Origin of the sequence: Pedobacter sp. UBA5917 (genome assembly GCF_002432345.1) — a bacterium.
In the GTDB taxonomy this organism is placed as follows: Bacteria; Bacteroidota; Bacteroidia; order Sphingobacteriales; family Sphingobacteriaceae; genus Pedobacter.
Genome location: NZ_DJDT01000147.1, coordinates 1 through 26,686 on the forward strand (window position 1 = coordinate 1; position 26,686 = coordinate 26,686).

Genomic DNA, 26,686 nt, shown 5'->3' on the forward strand with positions numbered 1-26,686 from the left:
AAAAGAAAAACAGGAAAAGCCACAACGCGATGAAAACCGCCAGCAAAAACAACCGGGCGGCGGCAACCACCACAAAAACGAAAACAGCTATTCTAACCTTGATTTCGATAACGTAATTACAAATGAAGGCGTTCTGGAAATTATGCCTGATGGTTACGGTTTCCTGCGTTCTGCAGATTACAACTACTTAACTTCCCCTGATGATATTTATGTATCACAGTCGCAGATAAAACTTTTTGGTTTAAAAACCGGCGATACCGTAAAAGGCAGCATCCGCCCGCCGAAAGAAGGCGAAAAATATTTCCCATTGGTTCGTGTAGAAACCATTAATGGCAGAGTTCCTGCCGAGGTTCGCGACCGTGTTCCTTTTGATTATTTAACGCCACTTTTCCCGACAGAAAAATTAAATTTATTTACGGATAACAGTAACTACTCTACCCGTATCATGGATTTATTTACCCCGATTGGTAAAGGGCAACGTGGTTTAATTGTAGCACAGCCTAAAACCGGTAAAACCAATTTACTGAAAGAAGTTGCCAATGCAATTGCTAAAAACCACCCGGAAGTTTATTTAATTATCTTATTAATTGATGAGCGCCCTGAGGAGGTTACCGATATGGCACGCAGTGTAAGGGCTGAGGTTATTGCCTCTACTTTTGATGAGCCAGCTGAACGTCACGTTAAAATTGCCAATATTGTTTTAGAGAAATCGAAACGTTTGGTAGAAAGCGGACATGATGTGGTAATTCTTTTAGATTCGATTACACGTTTGGCAAGGGCATACAATACTACTGCACCGGCATCGGGTAAAATATTATCCGGTGGTGTTGATGCAAATGCTTTACACAAACCAAAACGTTTCTTCGGTGCGGCACGTAACATCGAAAATGGTGGTTCATTAACCATCTTAGCAACAGCATTAACCGATACCGGTTCCAAAATGGACGAAGTGATCTTTGAAGAATTTAAAGGAACAGGTAATATGGAATTACAGTTAGACCGTAAATTATCTAACAAACGTATTTTCCCTGCTATCGATATTACAGCTTCGAGTACCCGCCGCGATGATTTATTGCTTGATAGAGATATTTTACAACGCGTTTGGATATTACGTAACCACCTTGCTGACATGAACAGCCAGGAAGCGATGGAATTTGTTCAATCACAGATTAAAGGCACAAAAAGTAACGAAGAGTTCTTGATTTCGATGAACAGCTAGAAAAAGGTAAAATGTAAGATGGTAAATGGATAAGGTATACATTCCATCTACCACTTCACATCTTCCGCCTTACATAAAACGAAAAGGCTTAAGGTTTCTTAATTTGATTCCTTAAGCCTTTTCGTTTTAAAGGTTTTACACTTACATTTGCACCCGAAACCTTACACCTTAAACCCTATACCTTAAACCTCATGAAAAGGCATCTCCCTAATGCGATTACCTGTGCAAACCTTTTTTCGGGCTGTATCGGAATCGTTTTTGCATTTAAAGGTAATCTGGAAACCGCAGCTTATTTCGTAATCTTCTCGGGGGTTTTCGACTTTTTTGATGGTATGGTTGCCCGTTTATTAAATGTTAAATCGGCCATAGGGAAAGATCTTGATTCATTGGCAGATATGGTGAGTTTTGGTTTTTTACCGGGAGTAATTATGTTCCACCTTTTAAAGGCTAGTGATTATCCGTCTGAATACCTCCCTTATTTCGGCTTTATTATTACTATTTTTTCGGCATTGCGTTTGGCCAAATTCAATAACGATGCAAGGCAAACAGAAGATTTTATTGGATTGAACACACCAATGAATACCCTGTTTATCTGTTCTTTACCCTATATTTCAAAAGATTATCCAGCAGTAATTTCATCGGGCATTTTACTCCTCGTCATTACGGCTGTTACCAGCTTTTTGCTGGTGAGTGAGATCAGAATATTTTCTTTAAAATTCAGCGATCTAAGCTGGGCAAAAAATAAGATCAAATTTATTTTCCTCATTTTATCTGCTGTACTGATCTTCTTTTTAAAATTTGCGGCTATACCTTTTGTGCTGGTACTCTACATTGCGCTATCAATATTACATTTTAGGGGAGCAACGGTAAGCGCTGAGCGTTAAGCGCTTTTAAAGGGAGGCACCCAGCTTCACTTTCTCCTGTTCGAGCTGCAAAAGCACATCGGCAAGCACAAATTTTAGTTTTTCAACTTCTGTAGGCATCTGTTTGATCAAAAGCTCATTTTTTGCCGGATTTTCAATCTGATGAAGAAGATCCTTGATATCATTACGACCAATGTAACTGAATGTAGGTTTAATTTTATGTGCCAACTGTGATATTTTCACCCAGTTTTCGGACATTAAAGCTTTATCCATCTCTGTTATAAAAACCGGAATCTGTACCAGAAAAGTATCAATAAGCTCAATCAGAAACGCAGGTTCATCCCCCACCATATCGATCAGGTAAGAAAAATCCAAAGGCCGTTTATAAAAGCTGTGGGGCATCAGATCAATGTTTAGCCAATCTTTTAACTTCAAGCGGATCTTCCATATTTTTACTGATGGTTAAGATGGTGTCTCCAAATACGGGATGTACCACATCAGGTGCAATTTCGGCCAAAGGCTCCATCACAAATCTGCGGTTTTGCATATGCGGGTGCGGCACCTGAAGTTTATCCGGAATGTTGATCACTTCATTTCCAAAAAGGATAAGATCGATATCGATCAACCTTTCACCCCATTTATCTTTCCTTACCCTGCCCAATTCCTGTTCAATATTTAATGCATGATCCAATACCTCCAAAGCGCTTAAATCCGTCTCTAAAGCCACCGCCTGGTTTAAAAAAGCAGGCTGGTCGGTTTTACCCCAGGCAGCTGTTTCGTACAGCGATGAAACTGATATTACCCTGCCTATATTTTGGTCCAATAGTTCGATTGCCTTTTTTAAATTCCCTTCCCTATCTCCCAAATTTCCACCCAGTAACAAATAAGCCGTACTGTACTCTAAAGCTTTATTAAGCATCATGTATTTTTATATCTTTACAGCACAAAATTAAAACATTTAAATGAGAGAATTCTTTAAGTATTTATTTGCCTCCATGTTGGGCTTTTTCTTATCGATGGTAATTATCTTTATCATCTGCATCGTAATCGTTGTAGGTGCCATATCATCAATCGATAGCGATAAAACAGTTGTTGTTTCCAACAATTCGGTGCTCTTTCTAAATTTAGATCAGGCCATTACCGAGCGTACGCCAAAAAATCCATTCGGAAACCTTCCTATTGTGGGAAGTGAGGAAAAAGACGGAATCGGTTTAAACGATTTTATCAAAGCGCTGCAAAAAGCAAAAACAGACGATAACATTAAATGTATTTATATTAACGTAAGCAGTCCGAATGCAGGTTATGCAACCCTTCGCGAGGTGAGGAATGCTTTGATCGATTTTAAAAAATCCCATAAAAAAATCATCGCTTACAGCGAAGTTTATACACAGGGGGCCTATTACCTGGCCTCGGTTGCAGATAAAGTGTACTTAAACCCTGAAGGAGCTTTAGAATTTAAAGGTTTTAGCTCTCAACTAACCTTTTTTAAGGGAACTTTGGAAAAAGTTGGGGTAGAAATGCAGGTAATCCGCGTAGGAAATTACAAAAGTGCCGTTGAGCCCTTTATTTTGGATAAAATGAGCGATTATAACCGCAAACAGGTTACAGCTTATGTAGGCGGTTTATACAACACTTTTCTGACCGATATTGCACAGAGCCGTAATATTCCAAAAGATACCCTTTACAGCATTGCCGATAATTATAAAGTACAACAGCCACAGGATGCGGTAAACTTTAAAATGATCGATGCCTTAAAATACAAAGATCAGATTTTAGAGGAGCTGAAAGGCTTATCAGGCAGAACCAGGGGTGAAAATATCCGTACGGTTTCGATTAACGATTACGCCAAAAACAATACCGATACCGGCGAAGGAAAAGATAAAGTTGCGGTGATCTATGCCAATGGCGAAATTAACGGAGGCGAAGGTTCTGATAACCAGATCGGTTCTGAACGTATTTCGAGGGCCATCAGAAAAGCACGTTTAGACGACGACATTAAAGCCGTAGTTTTACGTGTAAACTCACCGGGTGGTAGCGCCCTTGCCTCTGATGTAATCTGGAGGGAAATTGTGCTTACCAAAAAGGAAAAACCGGTTATTGCATCTTTTGGTGATGTAGCTGCATCAGGCGGTTACTACATCGGTTGCGCTGCTGATAGCATTTTCGTTCAGCCCAACACCATTACAGGTTCTATTGGTGTATTCGGTATTATTCCCAATTTCCAGAATTTAATGACCAACAAATTGGGTATCACATTCGACGGCGTTAAAACCGGTAAATATGCCGATATCATGGCTACCAACCGTCCTATGACGGAAGGTGAGAGATTTATCATCCAGAATGAATTAAACAGAATTTACAGTGGTTTTGTGAGCCGTGTAGCCGATGGCAGAAAGAAAAGCAAAGCTTATATCGATAGCATTGGCGGGGGCCACGTTTGGATCGGTACCGATGCCGTTCAGATCGGTTTAGCCGATAGAATCGGAAGTTTTAACGATGCCATTAAAGCTGCTGCAAAAAAAGCAAAACTGAAAAAATATAAAGTGGTAGAATACCCTGATGTAATCGATCCATGGAAATCGCTAATGGATGAGGGTACCGACAAAATCAAAACCTATTACACCAAACAGGAACTTGGCGACAATTACTTTTTATACCAACAGATGAAAAAAGTAATTGCAAGCTCGGGTATCCAGGCAAGGATGCCGTTTGAAGCAGTAATTAAGTAATGTAAGATGGAAAATGTAAAATGGATGATGGGGCAAGATTTATAAAATAGGCTCATGGTTGATGGCTTATGGTAACATGGCTATTAACCATGAACCAACAAACCATCATCCACCTTACCTCGTCCATATCCATACTATTCCACTATTTTCCATTCCGGATGCAGCGTTAAATAAGTTCCATTAACCGGAATATTTACCTGGTGCACGGTTAAAGAAATGCTTTTTCCTTTTAAAAACTCAAAGCCAATCCCCTCTTTTTTGGCATCATAAACCGTTACGGTATCCTTATCTTCATTTAAATAAGTTGAAAGTTTTTCAATGGCCGGGAACTTTAGTTTAGTTTCTTCCAAAGTAGTTCCTGTAGATAGCCCTTCCTTTGTTTTAAACTGATCTGAGGTAATCCTGATCTGTTTTACATCTTTAACCCGCATGCTCGTATCGCGATAGGAAGAATAAACGGCAATTTCGTTAGGGTGTTGAGCTGTAGAATCGTTACTGTACCAAATTCCCCAGGCTTTACCCATTGCGGCATCACCAGCATCTGGTCTGCCCAGTTTTTTACCAACCTGCTCCATATCTTCGCCAATAGAAATTTCACCAACCGAGCGACCGGCAACAACCAAAAATTTTTCATTGGGAATTTGTGTGTCTCTTGAAACGTGGTTTACCGAATCGGCTGTTTTATCATCAGTTTTATTCGAAGATTGACAAGCGGCCAAACTTATACCTAATCCTAAAAGGACATATTTTGTAGATTTCATGAGTGTAAAACAACACTTTAATAAAATTGTGTTTAGAAATCGGCAAGCTTCGCAAAGATTTGGGGCATTATTTCCTAATTTTACCCCTTATGGAAAATAAGACCATCGCCCGCACCCTGCGCCTTTTATCGCAGCTCATGGAACTACATGAGGAAAATCCTTTTAAGATCAAATCAGTTGCAAATGCCTATTTCAAGGTTGATAAATTGCCTTTTGCATTAAAAGACAAACCTTTGGATGAGCTCGATAAAATTGAAGGAATTGGTAAAGGCCTGGCTTCCAAAATCGTAGAACTCCTTCAAACGGGAGAGTTACAAGAGCTCAACGAAATCCTCGAAAGAACACCCGAAGGTGTGGTAGAAATGCTTGCCATAAAGGGTATTGGCCCAAAAAAGATTTTTATCATCTGGCGTACCCTCGGCATAGAAAGTATCGGTGAACTTTATTACGCCTGTAACGAAAACCGTTTAATCGAAGCAAAAGGTTTCGGTTTAAAAACACAGGAAGAAATTAAAAATGCCATCGAATTTAAACTCGCTGCCAATGGTCGGTTTTTATATGCGCAGGTAGAAGGTTTTGCCAAAACTTTGTTCACGCAGCTTTCAGCCTGGGCTGCAAACCTTGATAGTAGTGCACTTTTAGGCTTTGCCGGACAATACCGCCGTGCATGTGAAATTATCGATGAACTGGAAATTGTAATCGGTGCAGAAAATATTGAAGCCATTAAACAAGCTTTACCTGCTTTCGAACAACTTTCGCTCATCGAGGCGGAAAATTCTTTCATCTGTACTACCGAAGCAGGTTTCAGGATAAAAATTTATGTGGTTGAAAAATCAGCTTTCTATTTACAGTGGTTTAAACTCACCGGAAATACCGAACATATAGAAAAGATACTGGCATTGGCCGGTGAAGGGCCTTTTGCAAGTGAAGAGGAAATTTACAGTAAAGCTGGATTAGCTTTTATTGAACCCGAGCTTCGCGAGGATTTTGATGAAATTGAGCTCGCAAAAACAAATAAACTACCAACGCTGATCCAATATGCAGATTTAAAAGGTAGCTTGCATAACCACTCTACCTGGAGCGATGGCGTGCATACTTTAGAACAGATGGCCGTTTATTGTAAAGAAAACTTAAATCTTCAATATTTAGGGATTTGCGATCACTCTAAAACCGCGGTTTACGCCAAGGGACTAAACGAACAGCGCGTTTTTGCACAGCATCAGGAAATTGACGAATTAAACAAAAAACTGGCTCCATTTAAAATTCTCAAAGGCATTGAAAGTGATATTTTAAGTGATGGTTCGCTCGATTATTCGGACGATATCCTTAAAACATTCGATTTTGTAGTAGCCTCTGTGCACAGCAACCTCCGTATGGACGAACCCAAAGCTACAGCACGTTTATTAAAAGCCATCGAGAACCCATATACCACTATTTTAGGTCACCCAACTGGCCGTTTATTGTTAAGCAGGGCCGGATATCCGATTGATTATAAAAAAATTATTGATGCCTGCGCGGCCAATAAAGTAGTAATCGAGATCAATGCCAACCCTTTACGTTTAGATTTGGATTGGCGCTGGCACCGTTATGCCTTAGAAAAAGGTGTTTTACTCTCTGTTAACCCCGATGCACACCGCACCGAAGGTTTCCACGACATGCACTATGGCATTTTAGTTGCACGTAAAGGCGGTTTAAGCGCCGATAAATGTTTAAATGCTTTCTCTTTGGAAGAAATAACGGCGTATTTTAACGAGAAGCATCCAATAGGTTAAAAAGATTGTTAACTATAATACATGCAGCAGTTTGGTTTAGTCAATGGCAGAAAAATCTTTTATACAAACGTAAGAAGAGACTCTGAGTGGTTCAAAAAATTGCCAGGAGGTAATTGGTGTGCTTTTACAATCACTGATGACGAGGATAGCGACTTGGTAGATTTAGTCGTTGAAAAATCACTTAAAAACCAAATGGCATATGTTTGTAATACTGGCCAACTAGCTGATAAGGTAGAATTATCATTTGATCTGAAAATAGTAGAAAAAGCAATTGAACAGGAAAGTATAACCAAAATCCCATTTGATTACGACCAATCGCCGATTACAACTGCACATAAAAATTTTGGCGAGGGCTTTTGGTTTTCGCTATTTGCGGCACAAAATGAAGAAAATGATATAAATACAGTGATATGCATAGATTTCACTAAAAAAGGGGTAAAAAACAACATTCAAAGTTTAATTGAAAAAATCAATAACGACTGGTTACCCTCTGAAGAAGAAATCGAGCTTCCATACTACGACGAATAATCAATTATCTGTGTAATCCCTAAATCTGTGCAATCAACCCGCCAGGAAACAATCTGTAAATCTTATAATCTGTGTAATCACCCCCTTAAAAAATCTTTTAATATCTTTGCCCCATGATAAGTGAAATTGCCAACCGCATATTTAATCAGGTTATTACTGACTACCACAAGTTTGATGATATTGACCATCCGGTTGAAAATCCATATGATGCCGAAAGTTTAGAGCATCTTTTCTATATTAAAAACTGGATAGATACTGCCCAATGGCATATGGAAGATGTTGTCCGCAATCCACAAATTGATCCTGTTGAAGGTTTGAGCTGGAAAAGACGTATTGATGCACAAAACCAGGTACGTACCGATATGGTTGAGTTTATTGATGGCTATTTCTTAAACCTTTATCAGGGCATTTCAGCTTTGCCCGATGCCAAAATTAATACCGAAAGTCCAGCCTGGGCTATTGATAGGCTTTCTATCTTGGCGCTGAAAATTTACCACATGCGCGAGGAAGCCGAACGCGAAACAGCTTCTGCTGAACACCGCGAACAATGCCAGACTAAATTAAATGTGCTGTTATCGCAGCGCGAAGATCTATCAACCAGTATCGATGAATTACTCGCTGATATCGAGGCGGGTAAAAAATATATGAAAGTATACAAACAGATGAAAATGTACAACGATCCGAGTTTAAACCCGGTGTTGTATAATAAAGCATAAAAGCAGAAAGACCAAAGCCGAAAGCGAAAAGTCATGTCATCAACCCAAAAAATAATTGTTTTACGTTTTTCGGCCATGGGCGATGTGGCTATGGTTGCTTCCGTTTTACGCGAGTTTTCTGAACAACATCCATCGGCTGAGCTTATTATGATAAGCCGGCCTGCTTTTAAGCCATTTTTCGATCACATCCCCAACCTAATCTTTCATCCTATCCACCCTAAAACCACCCATAAAGGGATTAATGGGTTACATAAACTTTACCAGGAACTCCGCAGCTACAAACCGGATGCAATAGCCGATCTGCATGATAATTTGCGTAGCAGGGCCATTTCTACTTTCTTCCGGTTAACAGGTGTAAAAATCAGGCGGATTGATAAAGGAAGGGCAGAAAAAAAAGCGTTAACACGAACCAACAACAAAGTTTTTAAACCGCTCAGAAAAACCGTTGAACGTTATGCCGATGTTTTCCGCAATTTAGGTTTCGATGTTAAACTCAGTCATCAAATCAATAAATCGCCACAAGAGATCCCAATAAAGGCAGAGGAATTATTTGCAGATAAAAACACAAAAAAAGTAGGCATCTCCCCTTTTGCACAGCATGTATATAAAGTTTACGACTTAAAAAAAATGGAAGAAGTAATTGCCAGCTTAAGTGATCTGGGTTACCAACTTTTTATTTTTGGAGGAGGAAAAACGGAACAGTTGGTTGCAGAAGAATGGGAGAAGAAATACTCAAACACCCATAATTTAATAGGAAATTTTAATCTGGCAGAAGAGTTAGCCATTATTTCAAACCTCGATTTAATGTTAAGCATGGATTCCTCTGGTATGCATATGGCATCACTGGTTGGTGTCCCTGTAGTGTCGGTTTGGGGGCCAACGCATCCTTACGCTGGTTTTTTGGGCTACGGACAATCGGAAAGCGATTGCATCCAGATTGACCATCCTTCGAGGCCCAATTCTATTTACGGAAACAAACCCTGCCTTTGCGGTGTTGAAAGTTGTATAGACTTAATTAAACCTGAAACCATTGTAAATAAAATTAAAGAAAAACTAAATGGCTAAGCAGTTACTTTTAGTACGTCACGGAAAATCTGATTGGGGAAATTTAGATTTAAAAGATTTCGACCGACCATTAAATAAACGTGGTAAGGAAAATGCGCCAGAAATGGCTGAAAGGCTGATTAACCGTGGTTTTAAAATCGATCAGATTGTAAGTAGTCCGGCAAAAAGAGCAAAATCAACCGCAAAATATTTCGCCGAAGCCTACAATATCGACCAGATTCAGTTTGAAGAATCAATTTACGAGGCCAATTCCTCAACTTTGCTTAAAGTAGTCAACAGTTTAAACGATTCGGCAGATAATGTGATCATGTTTGGTCATAATCCAGGTTTTACTGATTTCGCGAATGAATTGTGCGACGCCGACATTTACAATATCCCAACTGCGGGCATGGTATCAATCTCTTTCCCTTTTGATTCGTGGCAAATGGTAAGTAAAGGCACTGGGGAACTGTTGTTTTTCGACTACCCGAAAAATAGTGATGAGATGTAAACTTGCTGCTAAATAATTAAGATTCTTTTTTTAAATCATCAATTTTCAATAGATCAATTTCCAATTAACCAGTTACCCACTGCCACAGATTAACACGGAAACTGGCACTAGAAAGGTTTTCCCGATAAGCACAAACCGCCGTTAAATAAACCCGATGGGACGAATGCCGATTTTTCTTCGGCAGAAGGGACAGCGGGGCTGAAAAAGCCAAGAATTACTGACAAACATTTCCAAAAGAAATACATCAATTTAAAATATTACAAATTCGATAAGAATATCGCAAATCAAATAATTTTATTAACTTTGAGCATATAAAACGAAAATCTGGCAATAGACATTTCGGTGAATTCATAACCTAAACTCTTCTGGTTATTTCATAATTCGTATCGCCAGATAATTTTTTCCATTAATTTATCTGAACATGAGTTTTGACTATAACACTACACGTAGCCATCTGATTTTATCCGAATATGGCCGCAACGTGCAAAACATGGTGAAGTATATCTGCGAATTACCAACCATAGAAGAACGTAATAAATATGCCCAGGCGGTAATCGACCTGATGGGATTTCTGCAACCACATTTACGTGATGTTGCCGATTTTAAACATAAACTTTGGGATCACCTGCACATTATTTCGGGCTACCAGATCGATGTGGATAGTCCATATCCGAAACCATTGATCGAGAATGCTTATATCAAACCAGAGCCCCTGGCCTATCCTCAACAACGGATTACCTACAAACATTATGGTAAAACGGTTGAGAACCTGATTGAAAAGGCCATGCGTGAGGAAGATGCCGAAATTAAAAAGGCTATGGTACAGAGCATCGCAAACTTTATGAAAATGGCTTATGTTACCTGGAATAAGGATAATGTGAGTGATGATACCATTATTAAGGATTTAAAATACCTTTCTGGTGGATTATTATCGCTTGACGAAGGTGTTAACTTAGCTAAAGTTGAATTCAGGGCACAAAATCCGCGTCAAAATAACAACAACAATAATAACCGCGGCCGGAACAACAATAATAACAATAACGGCAAAAACCGTCAGAACAATAATAACAACAATAATCGTCAACGCAATAACAACAACAAACCTAAATATTAATAACCAAGCGTCATCCTGAACTTGTTTCAGGATCCCGGAAATGAGTTATAAAAAGAAAAATATATGAACGCATTTGAAATAACAGGCGGAATTAAATTAAAAGGCGAAATCACTCCACAAGGTGCCAAAAACGAGGCTTTACAGATTTTATCTGCTGTATTGCTTACCAAAGAAAAAGTTACCATCAGCAATATCCCCGATATTAAAGATGTAAACAAACTGATCGAACTATTGGGCGATTTAGGTGTAAAAGTTGACCGCATCAATAAAGACACTTATACTTTCGAAGCTAAAAACATCGATTTAAATTTCTTCGAATCTGATACTTTTAAAGCCAAAGGCGGTGGTTTACGTGGTTCGATTATGATTGTTGGTCCACTGTTGGCACGTTTTGGTAAAGCAGCGATCCCTAAACCCGGAGGTGATAAAATCGGTAGGAGAAGGTTGGATACCCACTTTATCGGTTTCGAAAAATTAGGTGCCAAATTCGTATACGATAGTAAAAAAGCCTTCTTTAATGTTGATGCAACCAATTTACAGGGTGCTTATATCCTGTTAGACGAAGCATCGGTAACCGGAACGGCAAACATAGTAATGGCCGCTGTTTTGGCCAAAGGTACCACTACCATTTACAATGCAGCCTGCGAGCCTTATTTACAACAGCTTTGTAAAATGCTTAACCGCATGGGGGCAAAAATTTCGGGCATCGGTTCTAATTTATTGACTATCGAAGGCGTTACCGTCTTAGGTGGTACTGAACACAGAATGTTGCCTGATATGATCGAAATTGGTTCTTTCATCGGTATGGCTGCAATGACGGAGTCAGAAATTACCATTAAAAATGTTTGTTATGATGAGCTTGGCGTAATACCCGAGGTTTTCAGAAAACTGGGTATTAAATTAGAACGCCGAGGTGATGATATTTATGTTCCTTCTCAAAAACATTACGAAATCGATACTTTTATCGATGGATCGATCTTAACCATTGCCGATTCTCCGTGGCCGGGTTTTACACCTGATTTATTGAGTATTGTTTTGGTGGTGGCTACACAGGCGAAAGGAAATGTATTAATCCACCAAAAAATGTTCGAAAGCCGTTTATTCTTCGTGGATAAACTGATCGATATGGGCGCACAGATTATTCTTTGCGATCCGCACCGTGCAACCGTTAACGGTATCGACAAAAAATACAAATTACGTGGAATCAGCATGACTTCTCCTGACATCAGGGCCGGAGTTTCATTATTGATTGCGGCTTTATCTGCAGAAGGTAAATCGACCATTTATAACATCGAACAGATTGAGCGTGGCTATCAGGATATCGATACCCGTTTGCGTGCTTTAGGTGCGCAGATTAAGCGTGTAAACGCTGATGCGCCAAGCCACTAAATAAGGTGGAAAGACCAAAGCTTAAAGCGAAAATAGCATAAAGAAAAACGCCCGCGTAATAATTACGTGGGCATTTTTTTTGTTAATATCTTATAAGATTCGTCATGTAGAATTTATTTCACCATCTCTTTCATTATTTAGACCCTGAAATAAATTCAGGGTGACGATCGCGGGAATTAATCATTTACACATCATCCATCTTACATTATCCATTTTACATCTCACATAATCACTCTCACATCCTTATCCCGATATCGCGTTGATAATATCATACTGTGTGATAATTTCAATCTTACCGGTTTCATCTTCAACCAATACGGCCGAATTTTCTTTATTGATCAATGATGAAATTTTATCAATTGAAGTGTTCAAATCAACAAAAGGGAAAGTAGCCGTCATAATTTCTGAAATCGGTGCCGATTTTAAACCTGGGTTTTCCAATAAGGCACTTAAAATATCGCTTTCTGCAATTTTACCTACAATCATTCCCTGCTGCGTAACCGGAATCTGAGAGATGTTCATCGATTTAATGGTATTTATGGCTTCCAACACTGATTTTTGGGCATCCAAGGTTACAATTTCAGTATTATCCTTCTTAGCCAGGATTGATTTAGCCGTTAGTTTCTCATCCTTTAAAAATCCACGTTCACGCAACCAGTCTTCGTTGTACATTTTGCCCATGTAACGGCTACCGTGATCGTGAAAAATCACCACCACTACATCTTCGGGTTTTAATTTATCTTTTAACTGGATCAATCCACCTATGGCAGCACCGGCCGAGTTGCCTACAAAAATCCCTTCCTTGCGGGCAATGTCGCGCGTCATTAAGGCAGCATCTTTATCGGTAACTTTTTCGAAAAGATCGATCACATCAAAGTTTACATTTGCAGGTAAAAAATCCTCTCCGATACCTTCGGTGATGTATGGATAAATTTCGTCCTTATCAAAAATGCCGGTTTCTTTATATTTCTTGAAAACCGAACCATAGGTATCGATCCCCCAGATTTTAATATCCGGATTTTTCTCTTTTAAATACTTTCCGGTTCCGGATATGGTACCGCCGGTACCTACACCAACTACCAGATGGGTAATTTTACCTTCTGTTTGCTCCCAAATTTCGGGACCGGTTTGTTCGTAATGCGCCTGCGAATTGGCTAAATTATCGTATTGGTTAGGTTTCCATGAGTTTGGTACTTCGCGCTCTAAACGCGATGAAACCGAGTAGTAAGAACGCGGATCTTCAGGCTCTACGTTTGTTGGACAAACAATTACCTCGGCACCAAATGCACGTAAAGCATCAACCTTTTCTTTCGATTGCTTATCAGTTGTGGTGAAAATACATTTATAGCCTTTAATAATGGCCGCCATGGCCAATCCCATACCTGTATTTCCTGATGTTCCTTCGATAATGGTTCCGCCCGGCTTTAACTTACCACTTTTTTCGGCATCTTCGATCATTTTAACCGCCATACGGTCTTTAATTGAGTTACCCGGATTGGTAGTTTCTATTTTCGCCAGAATTGTACCCGGAACACCTTTTGTAATCGTATTCAATTTTACCAGCGGCGTGTTGCCAATGGTTTCTAAAATATTATTGTACCACATATTGCAAAATTAAGTAAAGGCATTAAGTATTTTATAAACTATATTTTATTTGAAACAAAATTTCGAAAATTAAAATTTAATAGAATTTTATTGCTTAATCTATAATTATGATCGGCATTATAGATTGATTATTGGGCGAAATGCAATTTAATTTTCCCTAAACCAGTTTATAAATCTTCCCCGGTAATGAAACAATGATCCCCTGCATCTCTAAAGTAAGGAGCACGATAGACAGTTTACTCTGCTGGATGTTTAATTGGATACAAAGTTCATCGATAGAAAGCTGACCATTCTGCAGGGCATCTACAACCATCTGCTCGTTCGGGGTGAGGTTTAAATGTAAAGTGGTTTGGGCCTCCTTCTTTTTTTCCTTTACTTCATCATCCCATCCCAGGTAATAGATCAGGTCGCGTGCACGGTTGATCAGCCCTGCCCTATTGGTCTTGATCAGAAAATTACAGCCCTCAGAAAAAACATCATTTGTTCTGCCCGGAAAAGCATATACATCTTTATTATAAGAATTGGCAATTTCGGCGGTAATTAAAGCGCCACCTTTTATCGAAGCCTCTACCACTACGGTAACATCGGCAATGCCAGCGATAATCCGGTTGCGTTGTGGGAAATTCTGCCGATCGGGATTGGTAAGAATGGGAAATTCGGTCAGCAGACCGCCATTCAGAACCATTTTCTGCGAAGTGCTTTTATGGATCTTAGGATATAACCGATCGAGTCCGTGCCCCAGCACACCAACAGTGGGAATATTATTTGTTAAGCATTCTTTATGTGCAGTTACATCAATGCCATAAGCAAGTCCGCTTACTACCAGCACATCATAAGATGCTAAAGCCTCACAAAGTTCTTTACAAAGGTTTTTCCCATAAGCGGTTGCATTTCTGGTACCAACAATACTAACGATGCGTTTATGGTTTAAATCGGCAGTACCCTTTGCGTAAAGCAGAATAGGCGCATCGAAACAGTTTTTTAAACGTCTGGGATAACTTTCGTCGGAGAAAAACAACACTTCAATGCCATGTTTTTCAACAAAATCGAGTTCCTGCTGTGCCCTTACCAGCGCGTCGGTACCACGGATGGCCTCTACCGTTTTTTCGCCCACACCCGGGATCTGCAACAGCTGTTTTTTTGATGCCGAAAAAATGTTTTCGGCACTCCCGCAATAGGCCAGAAGGTTTTTGGCCGTTACCGGTCCGATAGATTTAATAAAAGTTAAGGCAATTTTATGTAGCGTGCTCATAGTTTTAAGGTTAAATAAATGCGGGATGATTTATTTCCTTATAGCAAGCTTAAAAATCGATGTCGATCAAACTTTTTAACGGAATATGTATATTATTTTTTAACTGTATATATTTTTCTGTAACAGCCCAAACTGTGGTGTCAACACGTTTTGCCCCAATGGTAGTATTAAAGGTGATAACAGCTTTTGATTTAAATTCGTTACCCAAACGCTGGGCTTCGTTAAGCTTTGTTTTTAATTCTTCGGAATGATCTTCCTTTGCACTGATGATATTTAAATAACCGATGTGTTCCTTTTCTACAATTTCTATTGGCATGATGTCTCTTTAACGATTAATGTTAAACAAGCTTATCGATTTTTTAGAAAAAATGCAACACCTTTTTACACATTTACTGTAATAATTATATAAAAAAAAGGCCGGTTTTGAACTACAAAGCCGGCCTTTTCTGTATTAAGATGGTCAACTACTTAAATTTCAGCTTCCTGGTTTCAACCATACCTTTAAAGCCCTGATCCATTTTGCCCGACACATCTTCAAACTGAGATCGTGATAAAGGAGAAGTGCTACTGATCACATTATCTTTAGCTAAAGCAGAAAAGCTGCCATTGGCAGAATAATATAGCGCTTGTGCCAACATTTTTTCAGTTGGATCACCAAAATCTTTCGTCACATCATCAGCAACATCTTTATCAACGGCCATTCCATCAAAATAACCACCCTGGTTTAGCTGGTTTTTCGTTTCAAACTGCGGAATGTATAAATCATTTTTATCAATGCGGATAGAGAAAAAGCCAACCGGCTTGCCATAGGTTTTTTTGCCCACCAGTTTAACCTCCATAACAGGTTTTAAATTATTGATCAACAATTCGCTTGCTGATGCAGTACCGCTGGTTACAACAAAATAAACCCTGTTTAAACCGTTAAGCGTCCCCCTTTTTGTAAAAAGTTCCTGGTTTCCGGCCGCTATTGTTGGTTTATATGAATAATCGAACATAGAGAACAGACGTGTATTGCCCTGGGTATCTTTACCGTAAAACTTTTGGTTCTGTAAAATGGTTGCTGCGCCATCCTGCATGGTCTGGGTCCAGTAAGTGGTGTACATTATTTTCCCATTTTGGGAAACAGGTGCAATTAAATTTGAAAAGGCCTCTGATGTAGCTACCGAGCCGCCGCCATTATATCTTAAATCAACAACCAATTCATTAACGCCATCTGTTGCAAACTGTGCAAAGGCCGCATCCAATAAAGTAGCAGAATTAGTGGTAAAGCTGTTAAATACAATGTAACCCACTTTTTTTGCACCAATAGTATAAGTTTTGGTAAATAATATAGGGTTGATATTATAGGTAGCCTTGTTTATGGTAACATCCTGACTGGTTCCATCGGGCTTTACAATGGTTAAGGAAACGGTTGCCCCTGAACCAAATATGGCGTTTACCACATAGTTAATACTGGCATCGCTGGTATTGATATCGGTACTGCCATTAATTTTTGTAATCTGGTAGCCTCTTTTTAAACCCTGATTTGCTGCTGGCGAAGTAGCATAAACATATTTAACCCTTAAATCATTCGTTCCGGCAAAAAACACAGAAAAACCAAAATCGCCGGCAACACCGCCAAGTTCGCCTGCAACTGTTCCATCATCAATAAAAGAATATTTATCTTTTCCGCCAGTGCTTGGCAAGGCCTTTAGTGCAGCCAAAACCGCATTATTTGTAGTATATTGTCTTGGATTAAATGATGAATAGCTTGGCATGCCCACATTCCAATAATAGGTTTGCTGCGCATAAAGGTAAATTGAATCTTTTGTTAACTCTGCCCTTGTTCCCGAAGCACCCTGCGGAACATTATTTGCATCCTGATCATTTTTAGATTTTTTACACGACACTGTAATCCCAACCACAACAAGCAACGCATATAAAAATGCATTTTGCGATACCAATCTTTTAAGCATATTTATTTGTAAATTTCTAGTGACACAATATACGGCAAATTAATTGATTTAGATTGTTGCTCATCAAATTTATTTGCACCAACAACTAACGCTTGATCTGTCGATAAATTGTTGCTGTTTAGTATGTTCTGAAAAATTTCTGCTTTAGATTGATTTAGTTCTTCGGTAAAATATACGGTAAGGTATTGCTCCAGGCCATTCCATTCTGTTTGCCTAATTTTATTGAGTTGCTGTTCCGGATTTCCGGCCGTTACAATAAAGATCTGTTTTCTGTTTACCACCAGATCCTGCATAAACTCGAGCATATTTTTATAGAGCAAGAGTTTTAACGGCAAACGTGCATTTAAATGCAGGAGATCGAAGTTGTATTTATACTTTTCATCAATGCCGAATTGTTTGGCTGTTTTTTCGAAAAGGTCAGTTGTGCCTCCATTTTCATATTCGGCCTGCATAAAAGCAATAATCGGTTGCGCATTTTTCTGCTCGGTATACTCTATAAACTGTGCAAATAGATAATAAACCTGCAATAAATAATCTTTCTCCGGAAACAATACGTTGTCCAACTCAAAGATGACGACCTGTTTATCCTGAACAAATTGATAGGCATTCATACTAAATTGTAAAAAGTTTTAAATCATCGGCTTTGTTATAACCGAATACCCCATTAAACGATGATGAAAGCTTTTTAGGAGTGGCATTCTCTTCACTCGAGAAAATGCAGTCGCCATGGATATACACCGCAAAATGCTGGAGTACTTGCTTTTCATCCCTTAGATAACCGGTAACCACATCAGCATCAGGAAGCAGCACCTGTATGCCATATTCGCCAAAAAGCACAGCCGATTTGGCCAAAGGTTCAATTTCATAAGCATGAAGTGGAATAATACAATCTATTGCTTCGGTAATACAGAAATTGAGTAAAATATGGGCAATGCTATCCTTATTTAATACGCCCAATGATGAGAAAGCATAGTTTTCGGTAACAATACCGGGTACATCGCCATAATCGGCCAGTAAAACAAAGTGTCCGGGAAATGCTTTCATCAGCTTTAAAGCTTTCGCATTATTTCCACCTGTAATAAGTATTTTCAATGTTGGATAATAGAGTTAGTGAATGATTGAATATTGAATGAGAGAATTAATGAATTACTGAATGAATGAGAGAATTAATGAGTTTTGAATGCCTTTTAAGTTGTTCCTAAAATCATATAATCCTTTAATCCTGGCTAAACGATTAGTCCGTCTTTCATGCTCACCACCCGATCGCTTGTTTTTGCCAGATGTTCGTTATGTGTTACAATTACAAAAGTTTGATGGAAATTATCGCGCAGGGTTACAAAAAGCTGATGCAATCCGGCTGCATTTTCGGAGTCCAGATTTCCCGAAGGCTCATCTGCGAGTATAATCGATGGGTTATTGATCAGTGCCCTTGCAATGGCCACACGCTGTTGCTCACCGCCCGATAACTGATTGGGTTTGTGCTGTGCCCGATCCTTTAAACCAAACAGATCTAAAAGTTCCAATGCCCTTGTTTCTGCCTGTTTTTTATTTGTTTTCGCAATAAAAGCCGGAATACAGATATTTTCGATCGCACTGAATTCTGGTAATAAATGGTGAAACTGGAATACAAAACCAATATTCTGATTCCGGAATGCGCTTAACAGATCCCCGCTCAGTTTATTGATTACAGTACCTTTAAGTTCAACCGCACCATAATCTGGTTTATCCAATGTTCCCAGAATATGCAACAAAGTACTTTTCCCGGCACCCGATGGCCCAATTATACTTACGATCTCCCCTTTTTGCACTTCAAAATTTACACCTTTTAATATCTGTAGATTTCCGTACGATTTTCTTATTCCAGTGGCTTTTAGCATGCTTCAAATTTAGTAAAAAAGCGGAAAGACTAAAGGATAAAGACTAAAGCGGAAAGACTAAAGACCAAAGTGGAAAGACTAAAGGATAAAGACTAAAGCGGAAAGACTAAAGACCAAAGCTTAAAGACTAAAGTTTAAACACTAAACATAATCCGTGTAATCTCTAAATCTGTGAAATCACCTTTAAATAAAAAAAAGATTTGCAGATATCAATTTTCTATTTAACTTTGAAAAACAAAGCACTTTTAAAATGAGCGAACAAGAAGAACAATTGAATGCCCTAAAAGATATCAGGCAGATGATGGACCGGTCGTCGAGATTTATTTCTTTGAGCGGTTTGTCTGGTGTTTTTGCCGGCGTTATTGCATTAATCGGTGCTTATTTCGCTAACGATGAAATTAACAAGTTTACAAACAAGCGCGGCTATGGTTATGGTGTGGAAGGAGAAATGGACCTTGAATTTAACCTGATCAAACTTGGTGTTTTTGTACTGATTATCGCTTTGGCAGGCGGGGTTTTGTTTACTTACCGAAAAAGTCAGAAGAATAACCTTCCCATCTGGGATAAGACCTCTAAGTCGCTCCTCGTCAATTTATTTATCCCCTTGGCTGCCGGTGGACTTTTCATTATTGCTCTCTTAATCAACCATCCTGATACTTATAGCATAATTGCCCCTAGCTGTTTAATTTTTTATGGTTTAGCACTGATCAATGCCAGCAAATTTACCTACAGTGATATCCGTTATTTAGGCATTTGCGAAGTTATTCTTGGCTTGGTCTGCATGTTTTATATGGGGTACGGTTTAATATTCTGGGCTTTTGGTTTTGGCGTACTGCATATTGTTTATGGTCTTTTAATGTATTTTAAATATGAGAGAGGCCGGTAAGGATGAAAAACCCGATAGCAGATTTAAATAAAATATTCGATAGCCGGATCAGGCTCGGCGTAATGTCGATGCTTGTGGTGAACGACGAAATTGGCTTTAACGACTTAAAACAGATGTTGGAATTAACAGACGGCAACCTGGCCTCGCACCTCAATACTTTAGAGCAGGCCGATTTTATCAAGGTACATAAAGGTTTTATCGGCAGGAAAACCAGTACTACTTACTCGATTACCGCTTTGGGCAAACAGGCCTTTAAAGCACATTTAGATGCACTTGAAAAAATGATCAGGAAGTTATAAGCTATTTTTTTTGATTAATTACTTTGAAATACAAAGCACTTTTAAAATGGAAAACACAGAACTTTTAATCATTAAAATCGGGAAGAAAACCACCTTAATTTCTTTTATAGGCGGAACGGTTTTGTTCCTGGGCTTTTGTTTTTTCAGGGCCGACTTTCTGATCCCTTCCGGCATAATATACCTTTCAACGGCTATTATTTTCAACCTGTTGGTAATGCTTGCCCTGATCATTTCAAGCTTCATTTATACCGAAAACAGGTCTTCATCAGTATCAACCATGCTTCTACAGCTTGTTAATATTCCTATTGCCATCATGTATTTTTTAATTATAACCACAATCATATTATAAAATGAAAAATAAATCAAACCTCTTTCTTCTCTCGGCCCTATTGGGCGGTCTGTTGTTCAGTTTTCTATTTTGGCAACAAGAACTGGCCATTAACCTCTTTATTTACAGCATCTATCTGTTGGCAATTACATATATCAATCCAGATGTAATTAAAACAACCAAGCTAAAAATTTATGGTGTGGCACATTTAATGGCAGCAGTTTTAGTGGTGGTTAATCATTCCGATTTATCGATCGCTACTTATTACATCAGTCTTTTACTGTTTATTGGCTTTGCCCATAACCAACAGATCAGGACCGTATTTACCGCCTTTGTTGCAGCGCTTTTACAGATTGTTACGGTTCCTTTTAACGCTATACAGCACCTTAGTAAAGTGAGTGTGGGCAATTTTAAACTGAAACCGCTTTTTACCCTGATCAAATACATTTTTATCCCTGTAATTATTGTAACCATATTTGCCTGTTTATATGCGGCAGCCAGTAACGTTTTTGCCCATTATGCAGAAGTGATGCTTACCAATATTGGTAATTTTTTCAATAATATCCTTCATTTCTTTTTTAGCGACCTGAGTATCGAACGCATCGTTCACTTCTGTTTTGGATTGGTTTTAACAAGTGGTTTATTGCTGACCTTTTTTGATAAAAGCCTCGAAAAAGCCGAGCTGAAATGCAAAGATCAGTTATTGCGCATTAGAAGGGGCATAGGCCGCAAAACAATATGGTATAATATTATAGAAACCTTTAGCGGCAACCTGTTAACCCGCAAAATGGCTTTAAAAACCGAATATATTGTGGGCGTTATTTCTTTTGTAGCACTTAACCTCCTATTATTATTATTAAATACAATCGATATTACCACGCTTTGGTTCGGTTATGAGCCTTCGGGCAATTTTTCGGGAGAATTGCACCAGGGTACAAATGCCTTAATCTTCAGTATCGTAATGGCCATGGCAGTAATCCTGTATTATTTCAGGGGGAATTTAAACTTTTACCATAAAAGCAAAATCCTCCGGTTATTGGCTTATACCTGGATGGTACAAAATTTTATCCTTATCATTTCAGTCTTTATCCGCGATGGTTATTATATCGAATTCCATGGCCTAACACATAAAAGGATCGGTGTGCTTGTATTTGCCATTCTTTGTATCATTGGTCTGGCAACGGTTTATTTCAAGGTGGCCAAACAGAAAACGATATTTTATTTATTCAAAATGAACGGGAATATCTGGTTTGCACTGCTCCTTACCTTTAACATTGTTAATTGGGATATTTTTATTGTAAAATATAACCTGGCACACGAAACAGCTATTGCTTTAGATGCAGATTACCTACTTTCCCTAACCGAAAAAACACTCCCAACATTGGATAAAAACCGGAAAGCCTTATTATCACATTCTTTTGTTCCAAAAGGAGAAATCATTACCAGCTCAACCAACGATCAGATTTTAACCCGCTTGGATAACAGAATTGAGTATTTCAAAGAGCGTTATAAAAAAACCAGCTGGTTATCATGGAATTTACCGGATTGGAATACAGCTGAATATTTTGGATTGAATAAGTAAGAAAATGAAAAAGGTATTAATCTGGGGGGTGTCCATTTTAGGAATAGGGATATTTCTTTATGTAGCCTATGTGGTTTGGGTAGTATCTGCATTTGTGGGTGTATTCGACTCTCATCATTCAAAAGTAGATTTGATTGAAAATTATAAGTCCAAAACAAAAGAGATTTATCAACTAAAAAAATATGCAGAACAGATCATCCCGAATGATAAATCGGTAACGATAGAATTCGAAAATGATGAAGAGCTGGCCATTTTCCATCTTTCCGACGAAAAAGGTCGGTCAAGCAATTGGAATATTAAAATAAGTGCTAAAAAAACAGACTCCCTACTCACTGAACTTGGGTGGACGAAACAAACCTTAACGCAGCTAAAAGAAAAAATGGACAATGCCAATTGCATTTCTGTTGAAAGCGGTGAACCATTTACCATTGGTTACCAAAGAAGCGGCATGGGGATGTATTTCTATAACCTATTTGATAAACCGCTAACCGATAGCTTAAAAAAGGCATATAATGATGGTTGCATGCACATTTTATACAATGAAAAAGTGGCGTTAGAGTTTGGTGGCGGTGCAATTGGCCAACAATGCTTCGAAGGTTATTTTGATAAAAAAATAAAAAGGTGATGGATTTTTCAACGCTTCAACCAACCGCTGCTTTTTTATTATTTTTTTTCGTTTCACTGCTTCCAATAATCTTCATTGGGATAATTATAAGGAGAAAATGGAGGAATAAATTAAAGTATGCTTTTATTATTCCGTTAAGCTTTATACAACTATCTATTTTTTATGCTGTCTTCACTGCTTTATACCCAACAGATTCTTTTTATATGGAAAAATATAAAACGACAACTGGATCTCCTGCCCCACCATCAGCAAATGTGGTTAAAAAATCAGCAAGCTATCCAGATTTTCATGGTGATTATTATGCTTTATTTATGATGGAACTCTCGGCCAGTGATTACAAAAAACTATATAAAAAAATAATTCAGGATAAATCATTTAATGATGCAGACCTTATTAATTCGACCGAAGTAGATAACTTTTTAAACAAGGAACAGAGAAAGAAAATCATTATAACCAAACAACGCTGTATAAATAACGAGGATGAAGATTGTTATATCGCTTTTTTCAACGATCGGCAAACTATTCTTATCTATTATATTAATCCATAACAATAATTAACCTCTCAACAACTCCAACCCAGTTTGGATTTCCCCTGATGCAAATTGTATCGGGGGAATTAAAACTTAATTATTTATTCTTAAATTAAAACATTAAAATCATGAAAATTCAGGAAACACTTGGCTCAGGCAAATTCAGGATCATTGCTATTTTGGCAATAACAGTAACAATTTTGGCCATTCCTTTAATAGCCATGCAGTTTAGTAATGAGGTAAAATGGACTTTGATCGATTTTGCAACAGCAGGCGCGCTATTGTTAAGTACAGGTTTGGCCATCGAACTGGTGATCAGAAACCTAAAAACAGGTACTTTACGTACTGTAATCCTTATTGTAATTTTACTGGCACTGTTCCTCATCTGGGCAGAACTTGCCGTTGGAATCTTCGGAACGCCCTTTGCAGGAAGTTAAATTTAAGCACTTTGCCAGCTATCTGTTCAATTATACGCCAGACGGCAGAACAGTAAATATGTTAAATTGACTAAATTTTAACCTCAAACCAAATTAACGACAATGAAAAAAACAATCTCGATAGCCTTATTGGGCAGTTTCATCTTAATTGCTGCATGTACTGAAGAAAGCAAGACCATTTCTACCGGAGAAATTAACAGTGTCGAGCCAAAAAATCAACAGGAAGTACAATATGGTTCCCCTGTCATCATAAAAGGAACTGACTTTGCGCTTTACCCTTTAAAACTAAATGAAAGCGATGACAGCGATAGTTATAAAAGAGAAGCAGTCAACAACTATTGGAATATGATTTTTTATAACACGCTTTCTGGCAAAAGCGAATTACTTACTAAAGAAAGGCTTGTTATCAACTCTTTCAACATCGGTAATTCAGAAAACAGATCGAATAACAAAAACAATTTATCCGATCAGTTTATTTATTATAGCGTTACCGATTCGGATAATGACGGTGATAAAAAATTGACAACAAAGGATCCCCATAAATTTTACATCTCGAAACTCGACGGAACAGCTTTTACGCGGATCACACCATACAATTACCACCTAAGCAACTGGAAAATAGACGATCAGCACAACCTGATATTTATAGATCTGATCAAAGATTCAAACGGTGATAAAAAATTTAATGAAGCCGATGAAGTAGAATATTTTGTTTACAACCTAAAAACAGAAGCATTTAAAGTCGTTTTTGATCAGGGATTAAAGGATGAAGTTAAAAATTTAGCAAAAAAAATATTTTAGCAAATCTTTAAGCCATCAATTCATTGTAAAAACAAGGATTGTAACCAGGGTTCAATACATATGGTTACGATACTTGCCACCCTCTTTTTCGCGATTAACATAAAACGTTCATTTTCTGAAAAAATCGGCATTTGCTATTTGTTTAAAGGGTTTGAAATTGTAGCTTTGGGCAAATTTTGTAGCAAATGAACCCGATACTATTAAAACAATTGTTTTAATAGTAAAAGGCTCCATCTGACAGATAAAGACAAAAATATAAACAGATGAATATTCACGAATACCAGGGTAAACAGATATTAAAAAGTTTCGGTGTTAACGTTCAAGAAGGAATTGTTGCCGATACTCCTGAGCAAGCTGTTGAGGCTGCTAAGCAACTGAAAGTAGATTACAATTCTGACTGGGTTGTAATTAAAGCGCAAATCCACGCTGGTGGTCGCGGTAAAGGTGGTGGTGTTAAATTAGCCAAAAACCTTGATGAAGTTAAACAACGTGCAACCGACATCATCGGCATGCAGTTGGTTACCCCTCAAACCGGTCCTGAAGGTAAAAAAGTGAACAAAATTTTAGTGGCACAGGATGTTTATTATCCAGGTGCTTCTGAAACCAAAGAATTCTATATTTCGGTATTGTTAGACCGCGCAAAAGGCCGTAACATCATCATGTACAGTACCGAAGGTGGTATGGATATTGAAGAAGTTGCAGAGCACACGCCGCACCTGATCTTCAAAGAAGAAATCGATCCTAAAGTTGGTTTACAGGGCTTCCAGGCACGTAAAATTGCTTTCAATCTTGGCGTTAGCGGTAATGCTTTTAAAGAAATGGTGAAATTCGTTTCGGCATTGTACAAAGCTTACGAAGCAACCGATTCTTCGATGTTCGAAATCAACCCGGTTTTAAAAACATCTGATGATAAAGTAATCGCAGTTGATGCTAAAGTTAATTTGGATGAAAACGGTTTATTCCGCCACCCTGATTATGCAGCAATGCGTGATGTAACCGAAGAAGATCCAATGGAAGTTGAAGCAAGTGCTTCTAACCTAAACTTCGTTAACCTTGATGGTAACGTAGGTTGTATGGTTAACGGTGCTGGTTTGGCCATGGCAACCATGGATATCATTAAACTTGCCGGTGGTGAGCCTGCAAACTTTTTGGACGTTGGTGGAACTGCAAACGCTCAGACTGTTAAAGCGGCTTTCAATATTATCCTCAAAGACCCTAACGTTAAAGCAATCTTAATCAATATTTTTGGTGGTATTGTTCGTTGTGACCGTGTTGCGCAAGGTGTAATCGATGCTTATAAAGAAATCGGAAACATTCCGGTGCCAATTATCTGCCGTTTGCAGGGTACAAATGCAGAAGAAGCTAAAAAATTGATTGATGAGTCAGGCCTACAGGTTTATTCAGCAATTGCTTTAAAAGAAGCAGCTGATCTGGTAACCAAAGTTTTGGCAGAACAAGCATAGTTTTTAAGCTAAAAAACTAAAGGTTAAAGACCAAAGCTTTAAGCAATATTCAAAGCCTTTCAGTAAAAACTGGAAGGCTTTTTTATTCCCCTCTTTTTCAAAAAACCTATAAGGTCTTTAAGACCTTATAGGTTTGCTCTCGCGGGCTTGCGAAACCTGCAAGGTTTAGTCAGCGCGAAACTCCAGTATATCGCCTGGCTGGCAATCTAAAATACCACAAATTGCTTCCAATGTTTCAAAACGGATTGCTTTTGCCTTACCGGTTTTTAAAATGGACAAATTAGACATGGTTATCCCAACCCGATCACTCAATTCGGTAAGCGACATCTTCCGTCGCGCAAGCATTACATCTAAATTAACTATTATAGCCATTATCGGATCGGTAAAGTTATGAATGTTC

At 38.4% G+C, this 26,686-nt stretch carries 30 protein-coding genes; 19 read left to right on the forward strand and 11 right to left on the reverse strand.

What is annotated here, in order from left to right:
* A partial coding sequence (gene rho / locus B2V92_RS08735) for a transcription termination factor Rho (protein ID WP_293306938.1) occupies positions 1-1,219 on the forward strand: 1,219 nt, incomplete at its 5' end.
* 191 nt (positions 1,220-1,410) lie between these two features.
* Positions 1,411-2,103 carry a CDP-diacylglycerol--serine O-phosphatidyltransferase gene (gene pssA / locus B2V92_RS08740; protein ID WP_293306940.1) on the forward strand — a complete coding sequence of 231 codons (693 nt, stop codon included), beginning with the start codon at positions 1,411-1,413 and terminating at the stop codon, positions 2,101-2,103.
* A 6-nt stretch (positions 2,104-2,109) separates the two neighbouring features.
* Here pssA and B2V92_RS08745 read toward each other — a convergent pair whose 3' ends face one another.
* A complete protein-coding gene (locus tag B2V92_RS08745; RefSeq protein WP_293306942.1) occupies positions 2,110-2,484 on the reverse strand; it encodes an Hpt domain-containing protein in 375 nt (124 codons plus the stop codon).
* Between the two features lie 4 nt (positions 2,485-2,488).
* On the reverse strand, positions 2,489-3,004 hold the full coding sequence (folK, locus tag B2V92_RS08750) for a 2-amino-4-hydroxy-6-hydroxymethyldihydropteridine diphosphokinase (RefSeq protein ID WP_293306944.1): 516 nt from the start codon (positions 3,002-3,004) through the stop codon (positions 2,489-2,491).
* 40 nt (positions 3,005-3,044) lie between these two features.
* Here folK and sppA point away from each other — a divergent pair, with 40 nt between their 5' ends.
* Entirely contained in the window at positions 3,045-4,811 is a 1,767-nt protein-coding gene (gene sppA, locus B2V92_RS08755; protein WP_293306946.1) for a signal peptide peptidase SppA, read from the forward strand.
* Positions 4,812-4,945: 134 nt separating this feature from the next.
* Here sppA and B2V92_RS08760 read toward each other — a convergent pair whose 3' ends face one another.
* Positions 4,946-5,572, reverse strand: coding sequence for a hypothetical protein (locus tag B2V92_RS08760; RefSeq protein WP_293306948.1), 627 nt, complete (start codon positions 5,570-5,572; stop codon positions 4,946-4,948).
* Between the two features lie 89 nt (positions 5,573-5,661).
* Here B2V92_RS08760 and B2V92_RS08765 point away from each other — a divergent pair, with 89 nt between their 5' ends.
* The 7 genes from B2V92_RS08765 to murA all read left to right on the forward strand — a co-directional run bounded on the left by B2V92_RS08765 (position 5,662) and on the right by murA (position 12,646).
* Complete coding sequence (locus B2V92_RS08765) at positions 5,662-7,344, forward strand: helix-hairpin-helix domain-containing protein (protein WP_293306950.1); 1,683 nt, start codon at positions 5,662-5,664, stop codon at positions 7,342-7,344.
* Positions 7,345-7,365: 21 nt separating this feature from the next.
* Positions 7,366-7,872 carry a hypothetical protein gene (locus B2V92_RS08770; RefSeq protein WP_293306952.1) on the forward strand — a complete coding sequence of 169 codons (507 nt, stop codon included), beginning with the start codon at positions 7,366-7,368 and terminating at the stop codon, positions 7,870-7,872.
* A gap of 113 nt (positions 7,873-7,985) precedes the next feature.
* The gene (locus B2V92_RS08775; protein ID WP_293306954.1) at positions 7,986-8,588 is read left to right on the forward strand and encodes a DUF4254 domain-containing protein; all 603 of its coding nucleotides are present in this window, start codon (positions 7,986-7,988) and stop codon (positions 8,586-8,588) included.
* Positions 8,589-8,621: 33 nt separating this feature from the next.
* Positions 8,622-9,653 (forward strand): glycosyltransferase family 9 protein, encoded by a 1,032-nt coding sequence (locus tag B2V92_RS08780; RefSeq protein WP_293306956.1) that lies wholly within the window; start codon positions 8,622-8,624, stop codon positions 9,651-9,653.
* On the forward strand, positions 9,646-10,143 hold the full coding sequence (locus B2V92_RS08785; protein WP_293306958.1) for a SixA phosphatase family protein: 498 nt from the start codon (positions 9,646-9,648) through the stop codon (positions 10,141-10,143). Before B2V92_RS08780 ends, B2V92_RS08785 begins: the two co-directional genes overlap by 8 nt.
* 421 nt (positions 10,144-10,564) lie before the next feature.
* Positions 10,565-11,257 carry a DUF4290 domain-containing protein gene (locus B2V92_RS08790; protein WP_293306960.1) on the forward strand — a complete coding sequence of 231 codons (693 nt, stop codon included), beginning with the start codon at positions 10,565-10,567 and terminating at the stop codon, positions 11,255-11,257.
* Positions 11,258-11,320: 63 nt separating this feature from the next.
* A complete protein-coding gene (gene murA / locus B2V92_RS08795) occupies positions 11,321-12,646 on the forward strand; it encodes a UDP-N-acetylglucosamine 1-carboxyvinyltransferase (protein ID WP_293306962.1) in 1,326 nt (441 codons plus the stop codon).
* Between the two features lie 243 nt (positions 12,647-12,889).
* On the opposite strand, the gene B2V92_RS08800 is transcribed toward murA, so the two are convergent.
* The 7 genes from B2V92_RS08800 to B2V92_RS08830 all read right to left on the reverse strand — a co-directional run bounded on the left by B2V92_RS08800 (position 12,890) and on the right by B2V92_RS08830 (position 19,335).
* Positions 12,890-14,251: a pyridoxal-phosphate dependent enzyme gene (locus B2V92_RS08800; RefSeq protein ID WP_293306964.1), complete on the reverse strand. Its 1,362-nt coding sequence runs from the start codon at positions 14,249-14,251 to the stop codon at positions 12,890-12,892.
* A 157-nt stretch (positions 14,252-14,408) separates the two neighbouring features.
* A complete protein-coding gene (gene dprA, locus B2V92_RS08805) occupies positions 14,409-15,503 on the reverse strand; it encodes a DNA-processing protein DprA (protein ID WP_293306966.1) in 1,095 nt (364 codons plus the stop codon).
* Positions 15,504-15,552: 49 nt separating this feature from the next.
* Positions 15,553-15,819 (reverse strand): hypothetical protein, encoded by a 267-nt coding sequence (locus B2V92_RS08810; protein WP_293306968.1) that lies wholly within the window; start codon positions 15,817-15,819, stop codon positions 15,553-15,555.
* Between the two features lie 148 nt (positions 15,820-15,967).
* Positions 15,968-17,458, reverse strand: coding sequence for a S41 family peptidase (locus B2V92_RS08815; RefSeq protein ID WP_293306970.1), 1,491 nt, complete (start codon positions 17,456-17,458; stop codon positions 15,968-15,970).
* Positions 17,459-17,460: 2 nt separating this feature from the next.
* Positions 17,461-18,069, reverse strand: coding sequence for an HAD family hydrolase (locus B2V92_RS08820; protein WP_293306972.1), 609 nt, complete (start codon positions 18,067-18,069; stop codon positions 17,461-17,463).
* Position 18,070: 1 nt separating this feature from the next.
* On the reverse strand, positions 18,071-18,550 hold the full coding sequence (locus B2V92_RS08825; protein ID WP_293306974.1) for a hypothetical protein: 480 nt from the start codon (positions 18,548-18,550) through the stop codon (positions 18,071-18,073).
* Positions 18,551-18,684: 134 nt separating this feature from the next.
* Complete coding sequence (locus B2V92_RS08830; protein ID WP_293306976.1) at positions 18,685-19,335, reverse strand: ABC transporter ATP-binding protein; 651 nt, start codon at positions 19,333-19,335, stop codon at positions 18,685-18,687.
* Between the two features lie 250 nt (positions 19,336-19,585).
* On the opposite strand from B2V92_RS08830, the gene B2V92_RS08835 reads away from it, so the two are divergent.
* The 9 genes from B2V92_RS08835 to sucC all read left to right on the forward strand — a co-directional run bounded on the left by B2V92_RS08835 (position 19,586) and on the right by sucC (position 26,286).
* The gene (locus B2V92_RS08835; RefSeq protein WP_293306978.1) at positions 19,586-20,221 is read left to right on the forward strand and encodes a hypothetical protein; all 636 of its coding nucleotides are present in this window, start codon (positions 19,586-19,588) and stop codon (positions 20,219-20,221) included.
* Positions 20,222-20,223: 2 nt separating this feature from the next.
* Entirely contained in the window at positions 20,224-20,520 is a 297-nt protein-coding gene (locus tag B2V92_RS08840; protein ID WP_293306980.1) for a winged helix-turn-helix domain-containing protein, read from the forward strand.
* A gap of 46 nt (positions 20,521-20,566) precedes the next feature.
* Positions 20,567-20,869 carry a hypothetical protein gene (locus B2V92_RS08845; RefSeq protein ID WP_293306982.1) on the forward strand — a complete coding sequence of 101 codons (303 nt, stop codon included), beginning with the start codon at positions 20,567-20,569 and terminating at the stop codon, positions 20,867-20,869.
* A 1-nt stretch (position 20,870) separates the two neighbouring features.
* Positions 20,871-22,430, forward strand: coding sequence for a DUF4173 domain-containing protein (locus tag B2V92_RS08850; protein ID WP_293306984.1), 1,560 nt, complete (start codon positions 20,871-20,873; stop codon positions 22,428-22,430).
* A 4-nt stretch (positions 22,431-22,434) separates the two neighbouring features.
* A complete protein-coding gene (locus B2V92_RS08855; RefSeq protein WP_293306986.1) occupies positions 22,435-23,055 on the forward strand; it encodes a hypothetical protein in 621 nt (206 codons plus the stop codon).
* Positions 23,055-23,603: a hypothetical protein gene (locus tag B2V92_RS08860; RefSeq protein WP_293306988.1), complete on the forward strand. Its 549-nt coding sequence runs from the start codon at positions 23,055-23,057 to the stop codon at positions 23,601-23,603. The genes B2V92_RS08855 and B2V92_RS08860 overlap by 1 nt, the downstream gene beginning before the upstream one ends.
* 110 nt (positions 23,604-23,713) lie before the next feature.
* A complete protein-coding gene (locus tag B2V92_RS08865) occupies positions 23,714-24,022 on the forward strand; it encodes a hypothetical protein (RefSeq protein ID WP_293306990.1) in 309 nt (102 codons plus the stop codon).
* 102 nt (positions 24,023-24,124) lie between these two features.
* Positions 24,125-24,823 (forward strand): hypothetical protein, encoded by a 699-nt coding sequence (locus tag B2V92_RS08870; RefSeq protein ID WP_293306992.1) that lies wholly within the window; start codon positions 24,125-24,127, stop codon positions 24,821-24,823.
* Between the two features lie 263 nt (positions 24,824-25,086).
* Positions 25,087-26,286, forward strand: a complete 1,200-nt coding sequence (sucC, locus tag B2V92_RS08875) for an ADP-forming succinate--CoA ligase subunit beta (RefSeq protein ID WP_113951366.1) — start codon at positions 25,087-25,089, stop codon at positions 26,284-26,286.
* 165 nt (positions 26,287-26,451) lie between these two features.
* On the opposite strand, the gene B2V92_RS08880 is transcribed toward sucC, so the two are convergent.
* The gene (locus B2V92_RS08880; protein ID WP_293306995.1) at positions 26,452-26,658 is read right to left on the reverse strand and encodes a helix-turn-helix domain-containing protein; all 207 of its coding nucleotides are present in this window, start codon (positions 26,656-26,658) and stop codon (positions 26,452-26,454) included.
* Between the last annotated feature and the right edge of the window lie 28 nt (positions 26,659-26,686).

Coding starts and splice junctions, on each gene's coding strand:
- murA (WP_293306962.1), top strand. CDS start 11,321: ATGAACGCATTTGAAATAACAGGCGGAATTAAATTAAAAGGCGAAATC.
- B2V92_RS08760 (WP_293306948.1), bottom strand. CDS start 5,572: ATGAAATCTACAAAATATGTCCTTTTAGGATTAGGTATAAGTTTGGCC.
- B2V92_RS08855 (WP_293306986.1), top strand. CDS start 22,435: ATGAAAAAGGTATTAATCTGGGGGGTGTCCATTTTAGGAATAGGGATA.
- B2V92_RS08845 (WP_293306982.1), top strand. CDS start 20,567: ATGGAAAACACAGAACTTTTAATCATTAAAATCGGGAAGAAAACCACC.
- B2V92_RS08860 (WP_293306988.1), top strand. CDS start 23,055: ATGGATTTTTCAACGCTTCAACCAACCGCTGCTTTTTTATTATTTTTT.
- B2V92_RS08820 (WP_293306972.1), bottom strand. CDS start 18,069: ATGAATGCCTATCAATTTGTTCAGGATAAACAGGTCGTCATCTTTGAG.
- sppA (WP_293306946.1), top strand. CDS start 3,045: ATGAGAGAATTCTTTAAGTATTTATTTGCCTCCATGTTGGGCTTTTTC.
- B2V92_RS08800 (WP_293306964.1), bottom strand. CDS start 14,251: ATGTGGTACAATAATATTTTAGAAACCATTGGCAACACGCCGCTGGTA.
- B2V92_RS08790 (WP_293306960.1), top strand. CDS start 10,565: ATGAGTTTTGACTATAACACTACACGTAGCCATCTGATTTTATCCGAA.
- folK (WP_293306944.1), bottom strand. CDS start 3,004: ATGATGCTTAATAAAGCTTTAGAGTACAGTACGGCTTATTTGTTACTG.
- B2V92_RS08770 (WP_293306952.1), top strand. CDS start 7,366: ATGCAGCAGTTTGGTTTAGTCAATGGCAGAAAAATCTTTTATACAAAC.
- pssA (WP_293306940.1), top strand. CDS start 1,411: ATGAAAAGGCATCTCCCTAATGCGATTACCTGTGCAAACCTTTTTTCG.
- B2V92_RS08840 (WP_293306980.1), top strand. CDS start 20,224: ATGAAAAACCCGATAGCAGATTTAAATAAAATATTCGATAGCCGGATC.
- B2V92_RS08870 (WP_293306992.1), top strand. CDS start 24,125: ATGAAAAAAACAATCTCGATAGCCTTATTGGGCAGTTTCATCTTAATT.
- B2V92_RS08815 (WP_293306970.1), bottom strand. CDS start 17,458: ATGCTTAAAAGATTGGTATCGCAAAATGCATTTTTATATGCGTTGCTT.
- B2V92_RS08775 (WP_293306954.1), top strand. CDS start 7,986: ATGATAAGTGAAATTGCCAACCGCATATTTAATCAGGTTATTACTGAC.
- B2V92_RS08865 (WP_293306990.1), top strand. CDS start 23,714: ATGAAAATTCAGGAAACACTTGGCTCAGGCAAATTCAGGATCATTGCT.
- B2V92_RS08880 (WP_293306995.1), bottom strand. CDS start 26,658: ATGGCTATAATAGTTAATTTAGATGTAATGCTTGCGCGACGGAAGATG.
- B2V92_RS08785 (WP_293306958.1), top strand. CDS start 9,646: ATGGCTAAGCAGTTACTTTTAGTACGTCACGGAAAATCTGATTGGGGA.
- B2V92_RS08810 (WP_293306968.1), bottom strand. CDS start 15,819: ATGCCAATAGAAATTGTAGAAAAGGAACACATCGGTTATTTAAATATC.
- B2V92_RS08850 (WP_293306984.1), top strand. CDS start 20,871: ATGAAAAATAAATCAAACCTCTTTCTTCTCTCGGCCCTATTGGGCGGT.
- B2V92_RS08765 (WP_293306950.1), top strand. CDS start 5,662: ATGGAAAATAAGACCATCGCCCGCACCCTGCGCCTTTTATCGCAGCTC.
- B2V92_RS08830 (WP_293306976.1), bottom strand. CDS start 19,335: ATGCTAAAAGCCACTGGAATAAGAAAATCGTACGGAAATCTACAGATA.
- B2V92_RS08745 (WP_293306942.1), bottom strand. CDS start 2,484: ATGCCCCACAGCTTTTATAAACGGCCTTTGGATTTTTCTTACCTGATC.
- dprA (WP_293306966.1), bottom strand. CDS start 15,503: ATGAGCACGCTACATAAAATTGCCTTAACTTTTATTAAATCTATCGGA.
- sucC (WP_113951366.1), top strand. CDS start 25,087: ATGAATATTCACGAATACCAGGGTAAACAGATATTAAAAAGTTTCGGT.
- B2V92_RS08835 (WP_293306978.1), top strand. CDS start 19,586: ATGAGCGAACAAGAAGAACAATTGAATGCCCTAAAAGATATCAGGCAG.
- B2V92_RS08780 (WP_293306956.1), top strand. CDS start 8,622: ATGTCATCAACCCAAAAAATAATTGTTTTACGTTTTTCGGCCATGGGC.